Source organism: Streptomyces incarnatus (assembly GCF_001027185.1).
Taxonomy (GTDB): Bacteria; Actinomycetota; Actinomycetes; order Streptomycetales; family Streptomycetaceae; genus Streptomyces; species Streptomyces puniciscabiei.
This window is the reverse complement of sequence record NZ_CP011497.1, coordinates 8,153,048-8,171,903: the sequence shown is the minus strand read 5'-3', so window position 1 is coordinate 8,171,903 and position 18,856 is coordinate 8,153,048. Positions and strand designations below refer to the sequence as shown.

The window sequence follows — 18,856 nt, the reverse complement described above, 5'->3', positions numbered from 1 at the left end:
ACGTCAGCGGGACCCGCCGGCACGCCGACCCCGACCGGGACGGCCGGTGCGAGCGGCGCCTCCGGCCACCCCCCGGCCAAAGCGGCGTGCGCCTCCCCCGGCGCCTGCGGTTTCCCCGACGCCCGTACCACCGGCCCGCGCGTCCCCCTCGAGCCCCACAGGACCGGCTACCTGGCCGTGCGCACCAACGGGCTCGTCATCCGCGGCTGGGACATCACCGGCTCGCTGGACATCTACGCGAACGACGTCACCGTCATCGACACCAAAATCACCTCGGACAACTGGTGGGGCATCAACCTGCGCCCCGGTTACCACGGCCTGCGGGTCCTGCACTCCACCGTCACGGCCGTGCCCGGCAAGGGGCCCGACAACGGCGGCGTGGACTACGCGGTGTCGAACATGGGCGGCAGTTCCGTCGAGGTCGGCTGGTGCGACGTCTCCGTGTTCGGTGACGCCCTGTCCATGGGACAGGGCGATCTGCACGACAACTACGTCCACGACATCGTCCCGTTCGTCAACCAGGGCGGCGAGTGGCAGCACACCGACGCGGTCATCAGCGGCGGCGGCAACACCGGGCAGCTGATCGTCCGCCACAACACACTGCTGAACCCGACCGGCCTCAAGCAGGGGGCCTCGGGAAGCATCGGCCTGTTCGCCGACACCGGAGTGGTCCGCAACGTCACCGTCGACCACAACTGGATCGCCGGCGGTGCGTACGCCCTCTACGGCGGTGACAAGGGCGCCACCGGGATCAAGGTCACCGACAACATCTTCTCGACCCAGTACCACCCCGCCTCCGGCGGCTACGGCACGGTCGCCCACTGGAACGCCGGCGGCACCGGCAACGTGTGGCGGAACAACCGGATGTCCGACGGCCGCACGATCCAGCCCGAGCCGTCCCCGTGAGCGGGATGCCCTGCCAGGAGGGAACCACATGATGCGTCGTGTCGCGCGGGCGCCCTGGACGCTGCTCAAGGCCGCGTTCGGCTGGCTGGTGCTCTTCGAGGCCAGGAACAAGATCCTCCTGGCGCCCACCGCGGTGCGGCTGCGCCGGACCGAGGACGCCGAGACCCGGCGGCTGGCGGCCCGCCTGCCGTCACCGCCCTCGGCACTCGTCGCCACGGTGATCGCCACCCACCGGCGCCCCGAGGCGCTGCGTGCCGCGGTGCGCTCGGCCCTGGAGCAGACCGTCCGCGACCAGGTCGTCATCGTGGTCGACGACGGCGCCGGGCTCCCCGAACTCCCCGGCGACCCACGGCTGTTCGCCGTGTCCCTGGCACGCAACACCGGCGTGGCGGGCGTCGTGCGCAACGTGGGCATCCGCCTCACCCGCTCGCGGTACGTGGCGTTCCTGGACGACGACAACCTCTGGGAGCCCGACCACCTGGAGCGCGCGTTGGCGGTCCTGGAGTCCCCCGGCGGGCCCGACGGCGTCTACACCGCGCTGCGCCGCGTCCTGCCCGACGGCCGTGAGCAGGACGTCCTGTCGGTGCCCTACGACCGGCGCCGGTCCGCCCGCGAGGCCTTCCTGGACACCAACGCCTTCGTCGCCCGCCGCTCTCGCTCCCTGCACTTCAGCCGCCTGCGCCGGACCCCGGAGGTGCTGCCCCGCGAGGACTGGGAGCTGATCCGCCGGTACGGCCGCAGGCACCGGGTGCGCCATGTGCCGTACCCCACCGTCCGGTACCTGATGAACCCGGCCAGCTTCTACACCCGGTGGCAGCAGCCCGGTTGAAGCGGCCCCCGGCTCCGCAGACCTCAGCTCCCCTTCCGCTCCGACGACAGGTGGTTGATCCCGTGCCCCGCTCCCGCGCCCTCAGGAACAGATTCGTCGACGCGCCCGGCTCGCTGGGCGAACGGCTCCGCACCGCCCGCTGGGAGCGGTTCCGGCGCTGCTTCCCCGGCATCGAGAACATGAGTGTGGTGGACCTGGGGGGGACGGCCGAGATGTGGCTGCGCGCACCGGTGCGCGCCAAGCACGTCCACCTGATCAACCTGGAGGCACACCCGGCCGGACTGCCCGACTGGATCACCGCGGAGAACGCCGACGTCACCGACCCGGCGGTCGCCGCCGCACTGAGCAGCCAGGGCGGCTACGACCTGGTGTTCTCCAACTCGACCATCGAGCACGTGGGCGGCCACAGCCGGCGCCGCCGGTTCGCCGCCGCCGTCGAGCAACTGGCGGCGCTGCACTGGGTCCAGACGCCCTACCGCTACTTCCCCGTCGAACCGCACTTCGTGGCGCCCGGCTTCCAGTTCCTGCCCCTGGCCGCCCGGGCACGGCTGGTACGGCACTGGCCGCTCGTCCACAGCCGCCCCGACAGCCCGGAGTCGGCGATGAACGCCGTGATCAACATCGAGCTGCTGACCCGCGCGGAGATGCGCTACCTGTTCCCCCGGTCGGTGCTGCTCAGCGAGCGGGTGCTCGGTGCCCCGAAGTCGCTCATCGCCGTACGGACGGAGCCCGCATGCTGAACAACCTCGTCAACCGACATGACGCCGACCGCCTGCTGCGCAAGGTGCGCAAGCTGGACCTGGAGCCGGTGCTGGCCAAGGTGCGGGTGCGCGGCGGCGCGCGGGTGGTCCAGCACTGGTCCCGGGTCGACCCGTCGCTGACCGAGTGGTGGGCGATACCGGCGGTCATCAAGCGGTGGAACCTGCTGATGACCGGCGACGCGGACACCTCGTTCCCGGAGTACGTGGCCGCCAAGCACTTCGCGCCGCGCACCGATCTGCGCGGCCTGTCCCTCGGGTGCGGCACCGGCGGGAACGAGCTGTTGTGGGCGAGGACCGGCGCGTTCTCGCTCCTGGAGGGCGTGGATGTGGCGCCGGAGCGGATCGGCTTCGCCACCCGCGCCGCCGCCGAGCACGGCCTCGCCGACGTCCTGCGCTTCCGGGTCACCGACGTCAACCGGATGACCAGCGACGGGGAACGCTTCGACGTGCTGCTGGGCCTGCAGTCGCTGCACCACTTCGACGAGCTCGACGAGACCCTGCCCCGGCTGTCCCAACTGATCGAACCCGACGGGATGTTCGCGATCGACGAGTTCGTCGGCCCCACCCGGTTCCAGTGGACCGACGCCCAACTGGACGCGGCGAACGCGCTGCTGGCCCAGCTGCCCGAGGAGCGCCGGCGCATGGCCGACGGCCGGATCAAGCGGCGGGTCGTGCGGCCCAGCAGACTGTCGATGGTGCTGGACGACCCCTCGGAGGCGGTCGACGCGGCGGCGCTGCTGCCGGGGCTGCGGCGCGAGTTCGACGTCGTCGAGGAGCGGCCGTACGGAGGGACGGTGTTGCACATCGCGTTCTCCGGGATCGCGCACAACTTCCTTGACCAGGAGCCGGGGACGCTCGCGCTGCTTGAGCGGTGTTTTGCTGCGGAGGACGCTGCGTTGCCGGAGGTTGGCCATGACTTCGTTGCCATGGTGTGCCGGCGTCGGAGCGTCGGCTGAGTGAGTGCCGCGGTCTGTCTGTCGGCCGTCTGCGGGTACGTTGTGGCTGGTCGCGCCCACGCGGCGGAGCCGCATATCGATACAGCCCCGCGCCCCTTCTGGGGCGCGTCCGCACGGGTTCGCTGTCACGGCCCCGGCGTCATACGCAGGGCCCCCGGTCGAGAGAGCGCGGCCGCTGCCGCTCGGCTTGCCGGGCGGCCGAGCGCTGCGCGTGAGGTCTCCCTGAGCAGGACGGCGGCGCGGAAGGCAGCAGTGGCTACGGGGCCGTGCCTACGCCCGTACAGGCGGACGCGGTTGAGGGTGAGGAGCTTCCAGAGGCGGGGCGACACCTGGGAGTCGCCTCCCAGGTGGACGGCCTCGGCCCTCGGCTCCAACTGGGTTGGGTACCCCCGGTCCCGCGCCCGCAGGCAGTACTCGGTCTCCTCCGAGTAGAGGAAGAAGGACTCGTCCCACGGGCCGCAGGCGGTCAGGCATTCCCCCGAGATGGCCATGAGCGCGCCGGTCGCCCAGTCCGCGCGCGTGGGCCGTTGGTATGCGGCGGGGTCGGTGACGAGCTCGCTCAGGGCCGGGAAACGCCCGGCGCGGGTGTTGCCGATCACGGCCTCACCGAGGGCCCGGAGCACACTCGACTCGCGACGCAGTGAGTAGTGGGGCGTGTCATGGCCGTCCTCGTAGAGAAGGGGTACGGCGATCCCCACACCATCGCCGAGCGTGTCGACGAGGCGCTTGGCGCAACCCTGCCGCATCCGGATGTCCGGGTTGCAGATGAGGACGGACCCGTACTCACCTGCTGCCCGCAGCGCCGCGTTGATCCCGGCCGCGTACCCGGCGTTGTAACCGGTCTGGACGACGGTGGCGTCGGGGGCCAGCGTCCGCAGGACCTCGACGGTGTCGTCGGCGGAGTCGTTGTCGGCCACGACCAGCCGCCAGTCGAGGCCGGCCATGCCGTCCGGGAGCGCGGCGAGGAACCCGGGGAGCACCGAGGCGCTGTTCCAGGTGACGACGATGACGGCGACGGTGCTCATCGGGACTCCGCGAGTTGGGGGAGCTGGGCTTCGGATGCCTTGCGGGACAACGGGACCGTGGGCGCGGCCGCCTCGCGGCGGATGAAGCCGAGGTAGCTGCCGCCGGCGCCCAGCGTCAGGAAGAACATCCCGGCGTACATGGGGAAGCTGAGGGCGTCGAACGTGGCGCTGATGACCAGCGCGACCAGCGCCGAGGCGAGGAAGGCCTGCCCGAGCTCGCGGTCCGATTCGGTGCGGGCGAGCCTGCGGACGGCACCGCCCTGGTGGATTCCGGTGACGAACAGGACGAGCAGCGCGACCAGCCCCACGACGCCCGTCTCGGCCAGGGTCAGCATGTACTGGTTGTCGGTGAAGAAGTACAGGTCGGGGGTGAAGGTGCCGAATCCGCGTCCGAACCAGGGGCGTTCGGCGAGATAGGGGACGATCGCGCTGTACTTGACGGTGCGCGCCTGGGTGCTGCTGTCGGAGTTGGACAGGAAGCTGGCGAACAGGTTGGTGATGGTTCCGATCAGGCCCGGGATGATCACCTTGAAGCCGGCCACCGAACCCAGGATCAGCCCGATCGCGGCCCAGCGCCGCTGCGGCCGCCAGCGGGGCACCATCACCAGGATCACGATGAAGGCGCCGATGATGGACGTCCGGGACACCGTCAGCGGAAGCGCGCCGGCCATGATCGCCACCGGAGCCCAGCGGCGCAGCGCTCCCGCGTGCCGCCGCACCGGGTCGAAGGCCTGGTGGACGGCGAAGGGGACCAGGATGGCCAGCATCCCCCCGAACTCCAGCGGGTGGGCCGTGGTGGAGCGCGGGCGGGTGAACGAGCCGCGGTCCATGGCGCTGATCCCGGCGGTGCTGGAGTGCAGGCCGGGGATGTGGATGGAGTCGGCGATGTTGGTCGCGGCGAAGAAGTCGTAGTAGCCGATCAGGGCGACCACCGTGCCCAGGACGACAAGCCGCCGCATCAGGGTCTCCAGCCGGCTGCGCTCCTGGATCCCGGCCGAGGCCAGCACCACCAGCGCCACCCACACCGCGAGCCCGATGAGTCCCCGGTCGGCCCCGAGGACCTCCTCGTGCGAGCTGTCGCGTGTCGCGTCGGCGAGATACGACAGCAGCACCGCGGCGGCGAGCACACACATCACCACGCGCGGCAGCCTGGTGCCCTGCGCCGGAAGGATGCGGCCTCCGAGCCAGGTGGCGAGGTACCAGAGCAGGCCCAGCAGGGCGAAGACGTTGGCCGGGGTGCCGACGCCGCCGAGGGCGGGCAGGGTGAGGTTCGAGGGGACGAAGAAGGCCAGCACCAGATAGCCGGTGAGGATCGTCGTGGCGTCCAGCCTGCGCACCAGCAGCCCCCGGGGCGCCCGCTCGGGGGGCCGGGCGCGATGGCGCCGGGGAACGTATCCGGCCCGGGCGCGTCCCCGGCGGCGGACCACCGCGACGCCTTCGGCCAGGATGGACAGCAGGAACGCGCTGACGAAGCCGACGATGACGACCGCCGCGATGTCCTGGTAGCGGCTCTTCGACTGCGAGACCGGAGTCTGCGGCAGGACGACCGGCGCGGTCTGCACCACGTACGTCGCCGGCACCTTGGCGGCGGCCTGCAGGGCCTTCAGCTGCTCCCCGGCGAAGCTGGTGAGGGTCGTGGTCTCCCGCAGCACCTTCGCCCGGTCGGTTCCGCTGACGCTCAGGGTGAGCAGCGGGCTGTCGGCGTCCGGAGCGAAACCGACCGTGTACCGGTCCGTGACGCCGCGGGAGCGCAGTTCCTTGGCCGAGTCGCCGGACTGGAGTGTCCTGATCAGCACGTCGGCCGTGACGACCAGCGAACCGCCGGCGTTCGACAGGGGGTTGCCGAAGGTCGGCGCCAGCTCGGCGACCGCCCTGGAGTCGAGCAGCGTGACGGAGCTCTGCGACGCGTAGGACACCGGGATGGTCCGGTAAAGGTACCCGCCCGCGAGCAGACTGAGCAGGGTGAGGGGCACCATGAAGTACCAGCGCCTGCGCATGATCGACAAGAGGTCGCCGAGGCTCATGAGCACTCCCCCAGGACACGTGATCCGGTGGCAGCTTGCCCTGGTTCCTGCGAGTATCGGGGCCGACGGAAGGAATCCCCGTGTCGCCTCGTGATGTCGCCGAAGCGCTGCTCCGCCGCTGGTACGTGCTGGTGCTCGCGCTGCTGCTGACGGCCGCCGGAGCCTACCGGGTGCTGCATCCGGCCCCGCAGTACCTGAGTTCGGCGGTGGTCGTCCTCAAGCCGCCGGTGACAGGGAACCAGCCGAACCAGCTGACGAACCTTCAGCCGCCGCTCGCCACCCTCTCGTACGGGGTCATCCAGCAGCTCGAGTCGCCGGCCGGGCACGAGGAGCTGCACGCCGCGGGCGTACAGGGGACGTACCAGCTGATCCCGCGCAACAGCGGCACCAGCGCGACGCCGCGCTATCTGATCCCCTCGGTGCAGGTGCAGGCACAGCGCGGTGGGGCCGCCGAGGCCGACACGGTGGTCCGACGGGTCATCGACGCCTACACCAGGCATGTGACGGAGCTGCAGGATGCGCAGGGGGTCGCGCCCGCGGCGCGGATCAGCGCATCCGTCCTGGTCGCCCCGAGCGCCGCCCCGGTGCAGGGCACCCGGACCCGCGCCCTGGCGGGTACGGCGCTGCTCGGCGGAATCGCAGGGATCCTGGGTGCCCTGTGGTTCGACCAGTACGCGCTGCGCCGCAGGGGCAGGAAGGGGACCTCGCCGGACCCCCGCCGCCAGGCGGACGGGGTTCCGGTGGCGGGCTGAGTCTCGTCTGGACATCAGATACCGCGGCGCTTCCACGACTCCCACCACAGCCACTCCCGCCCGCGCTCGGCCACGGCCGACCACACCAGCGGCTGCAGATACGGCATGGCCTTCGGACCGATCCGTCTGCGCAGCCGCAGTGCGCGGTACTCGGGCAGCGCCGCGTATCCCGGCAGGCACTCCTCGGCGAACGCCACGCATGCGTCGACCGGTACGACTCCGGTACGGCCCCGGTCGTAGGCCCGGTAGGCCCGGCGCAGGGCGTAGCGCGCGAGGCGGGTGTGGACCTGCTCGGCCAGGCGGTCGGCCTGGGGCAGCCGGCCGGCGCATTTGGTGAGCACCGAGTCGAAGGCCACCAGGCGCTGGCGCAGGTCGTCGAGCTGACCGCCGAAGTCGGTGGTGGACATGTTCTTGCCGTGCACGCGGTAGAAGGCCTGGTCGGCGCCGCGGATGTAGCCGACGTCGGCGTGTGCGGCGAGCCGCATCCACATCTCGATGTCGCCGGCGTGGGGAAGTCTCGGGTCGTAGCCGCCGACCGTGCGCTGGAGGCCGGTGCGGACGACGACCTCCGGCGAGGTGATGCACCCGGTGCCCTCGCGGAAGCGCCGCTCCAGCCACCACTGGCCCGGGTAGACGACCGATCCGGTGCTGTGCGTACGGGCCCTGGGCAGCGGTCCGCCGTGCTGGAAGCGCAGGGGGCGCCCGTAGGCGAAGCCCACCTCGGGGTGGGCGTCCAGGAGTGCGGCGGCCCGGACCAGCGCGCCCGGGACCAGCCGGTCGTCGGCGGAGAGGAGGGCGACGTAGTCGCCGTCGGCCCATTCCAGCAGGCCCTCGTTGTAGGTGGCGATGTGGCCCTTGTTGGTCTCGTGGACGCGGACCTCGATGCGCGGGTCGGCGGCGGCCAGTTTGTGCGCGACCTCCGCCGAGTCGTCGGGTGAGGCGTCGTCGATGATGAGCACCCGGACGTCGACGCCGTTCTGCTCGTCCAGGACACTGCTGACGCAGTCGGCGAGGAAGTGGCCGTACTTGTAGCAGGGGATGACAACACTGACGGTGCTCATCGATGGGCAAGCCAATCCCCGGGGCGGCCTCCGAGGTGCGGGAGACCGCCCGCGGTGCGTTCGGGTCGGTCAGTTCTTCTTCTTGCGGACGGTCTTGCTGGTCAGGGTCCAGCTGCGGGACGTCACCGGGTGGCGGTGCTGGTCCCGGGCCGTGACCGTGAGGGTGAACCGGGTGCCGTCGGGCAGCGGGGCGGACAGATGGACGGACACCTCGTGGGTCTTCCGGTCGTAGGAGACGACGGCCGTGACGTGGAGCTTCCTCGCGGCCTCGGAACCGCGCAGGATCGTCACGGTCGCCTGGACGGAGGACACCGCGGCCTTGTCCGGCACGGTCATGACGAGGGCGCTCCCCGCGTCGGCGGTGTGGGTCACCGAGGACGCGGTCTCCTCCGAGGCGGTGGCCGTCGACAGGGAGGCGCTCGGGTTGTCGGCGGTGAAGACGGGGCCCACCCAGTAGTTCGCGGATCCGTAGGAACCGTTGGGGAAGGCCGGGTCGGTGCCGTACTTGTAGAGCCCGTTGTGGTGCGCGGTGGTGTCGGCGGTGGCCGTGAGCGGATAGGACTGGTGGGCCGCCGCGAAGTAGCCGCCGTCCACCGCGTAGTTGCCGTTCGGCGCGTGGTAGGAGACGACGTACGGGGTGCCGGCGGTGATCGCCACCGGGGTGGCGAAGGTCAGGGTCTGCCAGCCGGAGGCCGTCTCGCCCGTGAAGGTGCCGCTGGCGAGCAGCGTTCCGTTGTCGGTCCACAGGCTGCCGGTGTGGGTGCCGGTGTTGCCGGTGCCCTTGTAGAAGGTGACGCCGGTGACCCAGCCGTCCGCCGAGGAGGTGAACCGGGTGCCCAGCTCCACGGAGTTGGGGTCGCCGGTCATGTCGGTGGTGGCCGGTACGGCGCCGGAGGTCCACAGCGTGCACGGGCAGGTCACCGCGGGCGGGGTGGAGCTGGTGGTGAAGGACCACGTCACCGGGTCCGCCATGGCGTTGCCCCACAGGTCGGAGGCCTGCACGGAGGCGGTGTACGTGGTGTTCAGCGCCAGCTGCGTCGACGGGGTGAAGGTCGCCTTGTTCGACGCGGGGAGTGTCGTGCTCCCCGGCACGGTGCTGCCGTCCGGGCCCTTCAGGGTGAACGTCAGGCTGCCGGCGTCGACGGGCGAGCTGAAGGTGGCCGACACCGGTGCCGTGATCGACACGCCGGTCGCCCCGGACGTCGGGGAGGTCGAGCTGACGGTGGGCGGGGTGGTACTGGCCGTCGAGGTGTCGAGCACCACGTCGACCCAATAGTTGCTGCCGGCGGACTGCGAGGACGGGAAGGCGCTCGTCGAGCCGTAGTGGTAGACGCCGTTGCCGCCGTCGGTGCCGGACTTCAGTGCCGTGAGCGGGGCGAGGCCCGCGTCACTGTCGTTGAAGTAGCCGCCGTCGTAGGAGTATCCGCCGTTGGGGGCGAAGTACGAGGCGACATAGGTGGTGTTGGCCTTGACGGGCACCGGGGTGGCGAAGTTCAGCTGCTGCCAGCCGGATGCCGTCTCACCCGTGAAGGTGCCGGTGGCCAGGCGGGTGCCGGACGCGGTCCACAGGCTGCCGGTGTGGGTTCCGCTGTTGACGGGGGACTTGTAGAAGCGGACGCCGGTGACTGAACCCGTCACCGTGGTACGGAACTTGACACCCAGCTCCACGGAGCCGCCGTCGCCGCCGTTGACGGTGCCGGGCACGGCCGAGGCCGGCCAGACGGTGCACGGGCAGGTCTGGGGACCGACGGTCAGCGAGACGGTGGTGACGGCGCCGATGTTCACGCTGTCGTCGACCGCGCGCACCTTGATCGATGCCGGGCCCGGGGTCGTCGGGGTCCAGCTGTAGCTCCAGGACGCGAGGCCACTGGCGGCCTGCCAGGTCGTGCCGCCGTCCGTGGACACCTCCACGCGGGCCACCACGCCGCCGCCGGAGTCGGTGGCGGTGCCCTTGATGGTGACCGGCTTCAGCGCCGGGACGGTCACCCCGGAGGCCGGGTTCGTCACCGTGACGGCCGGTCCCGTGGTGTCGGTGGAGGCCGTCGCGGCGACCAGGTTGCTCTGCCGGGTCGCGGGCTGGACGCCCATGTCGGCGAGGATGTTCACCGTCGCCTGCTGCATCCGGGAGTCCTCGGTGACCACCGCGTCCGCGGGGTCGCTCGTCGGGACGTCGGTCAGGCCCCACGACCACTGCACGGTCCCCGACCCGAACACCAGGGCCCCGGAGTCCTGGTCCCGGAACTCGACGAGATGGTGCGTCGCCGTGCCGTTGCCGTAGATGTTGCCCCAGTCCATGCGGAGCTTGCCGTCGTTGATGTCCACCGTGGTGGACGACACGTCGATCGCCCCGGCGGGCCGGGTGCTGTTGTCGATGTCGCTGTCCCACTCGTAGCCGAGGGTGCCCGTCGGGAACGTGGCGGTCTGGCCGGAGCTGAGGCCGGCGATGGAGGTGTTGCGCCAGATCCGGTTCCTGCCGTAGGAGCCGGGGACGGTGATGGCGTCACTGCGGTAGCCGTTCACCTGGAACATCGAGCCGGTGAGGATGTTCGGCGGCTGGTAGGTCTGGCCGTACCGGGTGCTGGTCGGGTCCATCCAGGTGCCGGTCCAGCTGCCGCTGGGGTCGGCGACGCCGTTGTTCTGCGCCATCTTGGTCATCTTGTAGCAGACCAGCGTCCGGTCCGCCGTGTTCGTCCCGTCGATGCTCGGCGCGAGCCGGGTCTTCCAGAAGACCTCGTTGCCGCTGAAGAAGGCCTCCCGGACGCCGGCCTTTCGGGCCGCCAGCACATTGGAGTACTGGCTCTGCGTCCAGTACTCGTCATGGCCGGACGACATGTACACCTTGTGCTTCTTCAGGAGGGTGGCGCCATTGGCGGAGGACACGTCCACGCCGGACAGATAGCTGACGTCGTAGCCGTTGCGTTCCAGCCAGGACAGCATCATGTACTCGGAGCCGTAGATGCCGTTGTCGCCGCCGATGTCCAGGGGCCGGTTGTAGCTGACCTCGTAGGCGCGGCCGTCCGGCGCGGGCCCCGCGCCGCCGTACAGATCCTGGCCGCCGTAGTCGTTGTAGGCCTGCCAGGTCTGGTCGCTGGTCTGCACGACCATGTCGGAGGTGCTGGAGTCGTTGCGGACGACGAACGGGTAGGGCATCAGGCCGTTGCCATCGGCCTGGTCCAGGTTCGCGACGTACAAGCCGGACACGGCGTCACTGGGCACCGTCCAGGTCGCGGTCACGGGCCAGTTGCCGCAGTCGACCAGCCCGGTGCTGCTCTTGGTCGTGCAACTGGCGGGCCTGGTGGTGTAGTCGGCCGGGTGGGACACCGCCGCCTGGGCCGGGGTCGACATCTCGCGCGCGCCGTCGCCGCCGTACCAGCCCAGCCGGTAGATCTCGATGTGGTACGGGACCGGCGACTGGACCTTGAACTGGACGGTGTCGCCGGCCTGGACGCTCTCCTTGGTGGTGAAGCCCTTGATGTCGCCGTAGGCGTTGGGCGCGAACCAGTCAGACATGGGGGTGCCCGGCTTGGAGTTCTCGCAGACGATCGGGTTCGAGCCCGTGCCGCACGGGTCGGAGGCCGCCTGGGCGGTCACGGCCTGCGGGAGCACCGCCCCCATCAATGCTGCCACGACGGCGAGGCGGACGCCCCGGATCCGTCTGCTCCATCTGTTCATGTGTACCTCTCAGCGGTGCTGTGCAGGACCGACCCGTGCGGTCGGGTGGAGCGCGTGAAGCCGGTGACCGGTCAGCCGCGGAGGGCGTGGGCGAGCGTGTCCACGACGCGCTGCTGCTGGTCGGGGGTGATCTGCGGGTAGAGCGGGAGCGACAGGATCCGGTCCGCCGCCTTCTCGGCGTGGGGGAAGTCGCCCCGTGTGTGACCGAGGTGGCGGTACGCCGGAGTGAGGTGCACGGGGGCCGGATAGTGCACTCCCGCGCCGATGCCCTCGGCGTTCAGCTTGCCCACGATGTCGTCGCGGTCCGCCCCGGCGACCTGGACGACGTAGAGGTGCCACACGTGGACGTTGCCGGCTGCCGTCGTGGGGCGCACGACGCGTCCGGCGTCCGCGAGGTCGCCGAGCAGGGCGTCGTAGCGGGCCGCGGCCGCACGGCGGGCCGCGTTTCCGTCCGCCAGCCGCGCCAGCTTCGCGCGCAGGACGACGGCCTGCAGTCCGTCCAGACGGCTGTTGAACCCCGGCACGTCGTGGCGGTACTTGGCGACGCCACCGTGGTTCGCGATGGCGCGCACCAGGCCGGCCCGTTCCTCGTCGTCCGTCAGCACCGCGCCGGCGTCGCCGTACGCGCCCAGGTTCTTGCCCGGGTAGAAGCTGGTGGCCGCGATGCCGCCGCTGCCCGGCGTCCGGCCGTCGCGGGTGGCGCCCTGGCACTGGGCGGCGTCCTCGACGACCCGTACGTGGTCGGGAAGCCCGCCGGACAGCGCCGCCACGTCGGCCATCTGGCCGTAGAGGTGCACAGGTACGACCGCGCGGGTGGCCGGGCCGACCGCGTCCAGGGCGGCCTGGGGGTCCAGGAGATGGGTGCCGGGCAGGCAGTCGGCGAGGACCGGGCGCGCTCCGATCCTGGCCACGGCGCCGACGGTGGCGATGAAGGTGTTGGCGGGTACGACGACCTCGTCGCCGGGGCCCACTCCGCTTGCGCGCAGGGCGAGTTCGACCGCGTCGGTGCCGTTGGCCACGCCGACGCAGTGTGCGGTGCCGCCGAACTCGGCGTATTCGCACTCGAATTGGCGTACCTCGTCGCCGCCGACGAAGGCGGTGCCGGCCAGGACTCGGTCGAATCCGGCCCGGACCTCGTCGGCGACCTCCGCGTGGGCCGCCTTGAGGTCCACGAGCGGTATCTGGTTCATGTCAGCGGTCCCCCCACTGTGCGCGGCGCGCGTTCCGTGCGCGGCGCGCGTTCTGTGCGCGGCGCGCGTTCCGTGCGCGGCGCGCGTTCCGTGCGCGGCGCGAGTTCTGGGCGCGGCGCGAGTTCGTCGAGCGCGGGCGCGTCCGCCGCGCGCAGCCGTCGGGCCGGGCTCCCCACCCAGACCTCGCCCGGCGGCACATCGCCGAGCACGGCACTTCCCATCCCGATCAGGGAGCAGGCGCCGACCGTCGCACCCTCCCTGACCAGGGCGCCGGAGCCCACATAGGCCCCCCGCTCCAACCGCGCTCCCCCGCCCAGGCGAACACCGGAGGCCAGCGTGGCGAAGTCCTCGACGACGACGTCATGGGTGAGGACGACATGCGGCATCACGGCGACGTGCGCGCCCACCACCACGGCGGTGGTCAGGGCGCAGTGCGCGAGCAGCACGGAGCCGGGTCCGATGTCGCAGGTCGCCTCCGGCACCGCCGCCGTCGGGTGGATCACGGTGGCATAGCGGCCCTCGGGCAGGCCGAGCCGGCGGACCAGCCGGGCGCGCGCCGCGTAGTCCCGGGGGTTGCCCACACAGACCACCACCTGGGCGTCGGACAGTTCGTGGACCAGCCCGCTGCCGCCGAGGACGGGCACGCCGTCCACCTCGGTGCCGTGCAGGGCGGGATTGTCGTCGAGGTGTCCGAGCAGCCGGTACTCACCTCCGGCGGCCACGGCCGCCGCGGTCTCCCGGGCGAACCCGCCCGCGCCGACGATCAGTAGCCCGTTCATCCGAGGGCCTGTTCGCGCAGTGCCGCGACGACGCGGTCCTGCTGGGCCTCGGTCATGGTGTGGAACAGCGGCAGGATCAGCGAGTCACGGGTGATGCGCTCGGTGACCGGCAGCGGCGGGCGGGGGTGGTCGGCGTAGGCGGGTTCGAGGTGCGCGGCCATGATGCCGCGCCGGGCGGAGACGCCGGCCTCGGCGAGCGCGGCGAGCAGGTCGTCCCGGCCGACGGGGAAGTCCTCGTCCAGCAGCACCCAGTACGACTGGAAGTTGCTCTGCCCGTGTGCGGGGTCGCGTACGGGGGTGAGGCCGGGGACGTCGTACAGCAACGCGTCGTAGCGCGCGGCCAGTTCGCGGCGCCGGGCGATCATGGTGTCGAGCTTGCCGAGCTGGACCAGGCCCACGGCGGCCTGGATGTCGGTCATCCGGTAGTTGAAGCCGACCTCGAGGTAGCTCTCCAGGACGGGGCTGTCGCTCGCGTGGCGCTGCGCCGCCGAGGCGTTCATCCCGTGCTCGCGCAGCCGGCGCAGGCGTGCCGCCCACTCGGCGTCGTCGGTGGTGATCATGCCGCCCTCGCCCGTGGTGACGAGCTTGCGCGGATGGAAGGACCAGGCGGCGAGCAGTGCGCCGTGGCCGACGGGCTTGCCGCCGACCGTGGAGCCGATGGCGCAGGCCGCGTCCTCGACCAGGGGCAGGTCCCGGTCGGCGCAGGCGGCGCGCAGGGCGTGCACATCGGCCGGCACACCGCCCTGGTGGACGGCCAGGACGGCCTTCGTACGGGGGGTGCGGACCGCGTCCACGGTGTCCGGGGTCAGGTTGCCGGTGGCGAGGTCGACGTCGGCGAACACCGGCTCGGCGCCGACGTACCGTACGGCGTTGGCGGTGGCGATGAACGACAGCGAGGGCACCACGACCTCGTCGCCGGGGCCGAGGCCGAGCGCGACGAGTGACAGGTGCAGGGCGGTCGTGCACGAACTGACCGCGATGCCGTGCTCTGCGCCCACCCGCTCGGCGAAGGCCCGCTCGAACCCGGCGACGCGGGGCCCCTGGGCGACCCACCCGGACAGCACGGCGTCGGAGGCGGCCCGGGCCTCCTCCTCGCCGAGCCAGGGGATCATCACCGGGATGCGGTCGGTGCTCACTTGGCCGCCTCCCGCTCCGCGCGCCACCACGCGACGAGGTCGCGCAGCCCCGTACGCAGGTCGATCCGCGCGGTGAAGCCGAGCCGCTCGGCGGCCCTCGAGGTGTCCGCGAGCCGCCGGGTCACGCCGTTCACCGCGCGGGCCGGCCCGTGCACCGGCTCCAGGCCCGTCGCGCCCATCGCCTCCAGCAGGCCCTCGGCGAGCTCCTTCAGTGAAGTCTCGGTCCCGCTCGCGATGTTGAACACCTCGTCGGTGAGATCCGACTCCGCGGCCAGCACATTGGCCCGGGCGATGTCGCGGACGTCGACGAAGTCCATGGTCTGGGTGCCGTCGCCGAGGATCAGCGGCGGTTCGCCCGCCTCGATGCGCTCCATCCAGCGGATGAGCACCTCGGTGTAGAGGCCGTGGATGTCCATCCGGGGGCCGTAGACGTTGAAGTAGCGCAGCGCCACGTAGTCCAGGCCGTACATGGCGTGGAAGCTGCGCAGCATGCCCTCGTTGAAGGCCTTGGCCGCGCCGTAGAAGGTGTCGTTGTTGTACGGGTGATGGCGCTCGGTCGTGGGAAAGGTCTCGGCCATGCCGTAGACCGACGCCGAGGAGGAGGCGATCACCTTGGCGACCCCGGCCTCGGCCGCCGCCTCCAGGACGTTGAAGGTGCCGTCGACCAGGACCTCGTTGGCCAGCCGGGGCTCCTCCGCGCACTGGGTGATGCGGATGGCGGCGAGGTGGAAGACGAGGTCGGCGCCCTCGGTGACCTTCCGTACGGTGGCGGCGTCCCGGACGTCGCCCTCGACGATCTCCACGACGCCGCTGGGCAGGGCCCGGGCGAGGTTGGCCCGCCGTCCGCGCACGAAATTGTCGAGTACGACGACCTCGCGGGCGCCGCCCTCGGCCAGGAGGTCGACGAGGTTGGAGCCGATGGTGCCCGCTCCCCCGGTGACCAGGATCTTCTTACCGCGTACGCTGCTCAACTGCACGTGCCTCTCCGCCGATCGGATCTGTCAACGCCCGGCGCGCAGGCCGACGACCGCGCCCTTGAACTCGAGGCTCCGGGACGCCGCCTCGAGAATGTCCAGCACCCTGAGGCCCGCCCGGCCGTCGGTCAGCGGCGCCCGGCGCTGCGTGATCGCGTCGGCGAACTCGTCGACCATGCCGCGCAGCGCCTCCTTCTCGCCGATGGCGGGCGCGACCATGTCTCCCGAGCGGTACGAGACGAGCATGTCCCGGCGCTCGTCGGCGCCGATCTCCTGGGGCGAGGACAGGTCCACGCCCCGGTCGTAAACGGCCACTCGCTGCAGGGGGTTGAGGTCGTCCCAGATCAGGGTGCGTTTGGCGCCGCCCACCATGGTGGTGCGCACCTTGGTCGGGGACAGCCAGTTGACGTGCACGTGGGCGATGGCCCCGGTGTTGAGCTGAAGCGTCAGATAGGCCACGCAGGCCTGTCCGGCGCCGATCGGGTCGGCCCCGTGGGCGGCGACGGCGACCGGCTCGACGGCGTCGGGGAGGATGAAGTCCAGGATGGACAGGTCGTGCGGGGCGAGGTCCCACATCACGTCGATGTCCTTCTGGACGAGCCCGAGGTTGATCCGGACCGAGTCCACGAAGTGGATCTCGCCGAGTTCGCCGGAGCGGACCAGGTCCCGGATGCGGCCCACGGCGGGCGTGTAGCAGTAGGTGTGGTCGCACATCAGGGTGATCCCGCGCTCCTCCGCCTCGGTGACCAGGCGCAGCCCGTCGGCGTACGTCGCCGCGAGCGGCTTCTCCACCAGGACGTGCTTGCCGGCGCGCAGGGCGGCGAGGGCGATGTCGAGGTGGGTTCCGGCGGGCGTGGCCACGGCGACGGCGTCCACCTCGGGGTCGGCGAGGACGGCCGCGTAGTCCGCGGTGGCCTCGACCGTGGAGTAGCCGCCGAGGACGCGGCGGGCCCGGTCCACGTCGAGGTCGCACAGCAGGCGCAACCGGAACCGCTCGCTGGCCTGGAAGTTGCGGACGAGGTTGGGTCCCCAGTACCCGGCGCCGACGACCGCGACCCCCAACGGCTCCCTGGTCTGCGTCACTTGGTTCCTCTCGGCTTGGTCCTTCGGTGGGCGGCCGGTCTGCGGGCGGTCCATCAGTAGGCTCCCGTTCCCCGCACCACCGCGGATCCGGTGCGCAGCAGGATCGACACGTCGAGGCTCATCGACCAGTTGTCCACGTATCCGAGGTCGAGCCGGACCGCCTCCTCCCAGGGCAGGTCGGAGCGTCCGCTGACCTGCCAGAGCCCGGTGAGGCCTGGCTTGACGAGCAGCCGGCGCTTGATGTCCGGGGTGTAGGCCTCCACCTCCTCGGGCAGCGGCGGGCGGGGGCCGACCAGGGACATGTGGCCCCTGACGACGTTGAGCAGTTGCGGCAGTTCGTCGAGGGAGCTCCGGCGCAGGAACGAGCCGACCCGGGTGATCCGCGGGTCCTCCTTCACCTTGAACAGCAGGCCGTCGCTGTTCTCGTTGAGGTGCTCCAGTTCCGCCCGGAGGGCCTCCGAGTCCGGCCGCATCGTGCGGAACTTCAGCATGGTGAAGTGGTCGCCGTACCGGCCCACCCGCTGCTGCCGGAACAGGGCGGGCCCGGGGCTGTCCAGCCGGACGATCAGGGCGATCAGCAGCATGGGCAGCGCTAGGAGCAGCAGGAGTGCCGCCGCGAGCGTACGGTCCAGCAGTTCCTTGGGCAGCCGGGAGATCCGGGAGAGGTTCGGGGCCTGGATCCGCACGAGCGGCACCCCGCCCGCGGGCCGTACCGCGAGCCGGGAGGCGGAGACGTCGGTCAGCACGGGGGCCAGGAGGAAGTCGACGCCCTGCGCGGCCGCCGTCCAGGACATCCGGCGCAGGACGGAGGCGTCGGCCCCGGGTACCGGCAGCGCCACGACGGTGCTGATGCCCAGGGCCCGGACGACGTCGTCCATGTCGCCGACGCCGCCGAGGACGGGCAGTCCCAACCTGCGGATGTCCGCGGCGTTCTGTGGATCGCTCAGGCACGCTCCGGCGGCCTGCAGTTCCTGTACGCCGCCGCGCCGCAGCACGGCGACCAGGTCCACGATGCCTTGTGCCGGCCCGACCAGAAGCGTCGCACTCCGGTCCCGGCCCCGGGACCACCGCCTGTGCAGCCGGCGGCGCAGCGCGTACCGGACCGGCAGGGCGATCACGGCGGCCGGCACCGCTGCCATGATCATGTCATGCAAGAGGCCCGCGTCGCGCGTGACCAGCCAGTACGCGAGGACGGCCAGCGCCGGCAGGGCGACGGCTCCGCGCAGCACCCGCCGGTACTCCTCGGTTCCCAGGCCGAGGGCACCGCGATCGTAGGAGCGATGGGCCAGCATCGCCACGATCCACGTCGGGGGCAGCACCAGGGCCACCGTCCAGCGGCCGTACGCCCCGTGGATCAGTAAGGCCGCGGCAACGGCCGCGAGGCCGTCCGCGACCAGCAGGACGGTGCGGTATTTCCGTTCCCAGCGTCTTCGGCGAGCTTCCGGACGTCTGTGTTCCACGACCAGTTGCTCATGCGTGACCTCAATGGTCATGTCCCCCCACCACATGCGCGGCTCCCCCTGGCCGGACGCAACCGGACCTACGGTCGCATGTGCGCAAGCCAGGGCTGGATCAGCACCGCATGTGTCTCCTCGGCACAGCGGCACTGAAAAAGACGAGGAAGCCTTCAGCGGTTCCCCAACCGCCTCGCGCTTCCTGCATGTTGGTTACTGCCTGTGTCGCATCCGGTTCACCGCGCCGCACCTTG

15 protein-coding genes are annotated in these 18,856 nt (G+C 71.5%); 5 read left to right on the top strand and 10 right to left on the bottom strand.

The window, feature by feature from the left end:
• The first annotated feature begins 177 nt into the window (after window positions 1–177).
• From ABB07_RS37315 to ABB07_RS37300, 4 genes are all read left to right on the top strand, one after another.
• Window positions 178–906, top strand: a complete 729-nt coding sequence (locus ABB07_RS37315; RefSeq protein WP_244189654.1) for a hypothetical protein — start codon at window positions 178–180, stop codon at window positions 904–906.
• 28 nt (window positions 907–934) lie between these two features.
• Window positions 935–1,735: a glycosyltransferase family 2 protein gene (locus tag ABB07_RS37310; protein WP_244189653.1), complete on the top strand. Its 801-nt coding sequence runs from the start codon at window positions 935–937 to the stop codon at window positions 1,733–1,735.
• 62 nt (window positions 1,736–1,797) lie between these two features.
• On the top strand, window positions 1,798–2,475 hold the full coding sequence (locus tag ABB07_RS37305) for a class I SAM-dependent methyltransferase (RefSeq protein ID WP_208902859.1): 678 nt from the start codon (window positions 1,798–1,800) through the stop codon (window positions 2,473–2,475).
• Window positions 2,469–3,452 carry a class I SAM-dependent methyltransferase gene (locus ABB07_RS37300; protein ID WP_208902858.1) on the top strand — a complete coding sequence of 328 codons (984 nt, stop codon included), beginning with the start codon at window positions 2,469–2,471 and terminating at the stop codon, window positions 3,450–3,452. Before ABB07_RS37305 ends, ABB07_RS37300 begins: the two co-directional genes overlap by 7 nt.
• A gap of 125 nt (window positions 3,453–3,577) precedes the next feature.
• On the opposite strand, the gene ABB07_RS37295 is transcribed toward ABB07_RS37300, so the two are convergent.
• Both ABB07_RS37295 and ABB07_RS37290 read right to left on the bottom strand, forming a co-directional pair.
• Window positions 3,578–4,477: a glycosyltransferase family 2 protein gene (locus ABB07_RS37295; RefSeq protein ID WP_208902857.1), complete on the bottom strand. Its 900-nt coding sequence runs from the start codon at window positions 4,475–4,477 to the stop codon at window positions 3,578–3,580.
• Window positions 4,474–6,501, bottom strand: coding sequence for an O-antigen ligase family protein (locus ABB07_RS37290; RefSeq protein ID WP_208902856.1), 2,028 nt, complete (start codon window positions 6,499–6,501; stop codon window positions 4,474–4,476). The genes ABB07_RS37295 and ABB07_RS37290 overlap by 4 nt, the downstream gene beginning before the upstream one ends.
• A gap of 80 nt (window positions 6,502–6,581) precedes the next feature.
• On the opposite strand from ABB07_RS37290, the gene ABB07_RS37285 reads away from it, so the two are divergent.
• Window positions 6,582–7,253, top strand: a complete 672-nt coding sequence (locus ABB07_RS37285) for a hypothetical protein (RefSeq protein ID WP_208902855.1) — start codon at window positions 6,582–6,584, stop codon at window positions 7,251–7,253.
• Between the two features lie 14 nt (window positions 7,254–7,267).
• Here the strand turns inward: ABB07_RS37285 and ABB07_RS37280 are convergent, their stop codons facing one another.
• The 8 genes from ABB07_RS37280 to ABB07_RS37245 form a co-directional block, all read right to left on the bottom strand.
• Window positions 7,268–8,314, bottom strand: coding sequence for a glycosyltransferase family 2 protein (locus ABB07_RS37280; RefSeq protein ID WP_208902854.1), 1,047 nt, complete (start codon window positions 8,312–8,314; stop codon window positions 7,268–7,270).
• 69 nt (window positions 8,315–8,383) lie between these two features.
• Window positions 8,384–11,986: a DUF4082 domain-containing protein gene (locus tag ABB07_RS37275; protein WP_208902853.1), complete on the bottom strand. Its 3,603-nt coding sequence runs from the start codon at window positions 11,984–11,986 to the stop codon at window positions 8,384–8,386.
• Between the two features lie 71 nt (window positions 11,987–12,057).
• Window positions 12,058–13,176, bottom strand: coding sequence for a DegT/DnrJ/EryC1/StrS family aminotransferase (locus tag ABB07_RS37270; RefSeq protein WP_208902852.1), 1,119 nt, complete (start codon window positions 13,174–13,176; stop codon window positions 12,058–12,060).
• Window positions 13,173–13,955: a NeuD/PglB/VioB family sugar acetyltransferase gene (locus ABB07_RS37265; protein ID WP_208902851.1), complete on the bottom strand. Its 783-nt coding sequence runs from the start codon at window positions 13,953–13,955 to the stop codon at window positions 13,173–13,175. The genes ABB07_RS37270 and ABB07_RS37265 overlap by 4 nt, the downstream gene beginning before the upstream one ends.
• Complete coding sequence (locus ABB07_RS37260; RefSeq protein WP_208902850.1) at window positions 13,952–15,091, bottom strand: DegT/DnrJ/EryC1/StrS family aminotransferase; 1,140 nt, start codon at window positions 15,089–15,091, stop codon at window positions 13,952–13,954. The genes ABB07_RS37265 and ABB07_RS37260 overlap by 4 nt, the downstream gene beginning before the upstream one ends.
• Window positions 15,088–16,068: an SDR family NAD(P)-dependent oxidoreductase gene (locus ABB07_RS37255; protein WP_244189652.1), complete on the bottom strand. Its 981-nt coding sequence runs from the start codon at window positions 16,066–16,068 to the stop codon at window positions 15,088–15,090. Before ABB07_RS37255 ends, ABB07_RS37260 begins: the two co-directional genes overlap by 4 nt.
• A 24-nt stretch (window positions 16,069–16,092) precedes the next feature.
• The gene (locus ABB07_RS37250) at window positions 16,093–17,148 is read right to left on the bottom strand and encodes a Gfo/Idh/MocA family protein (protein WP_208902849.1); all 1,056 of its coding nucleotides are present in this window, start codon (window positions 17,146–17,148) and stop codon (window positions 16,093–16,095) included.
• A 53-nt stretch (window positions 17,149–17,201) separates the two neighbouring features.
• Window positions 17,202–18,641 carry a sugar transferase gene (locus ABB07_RS37245; RefSeq protein WP_208902848.1) on the bottom strand — a complete coding sequence of 480 codons (1,440 nt, stop codon included), beginning with the start codon at window positions 18,639–18,641 and terminating at the stop codon, window positions 17,202–17,204.
• Window positions 18,642–18,856: the final 215 nt, after the last annotated feature.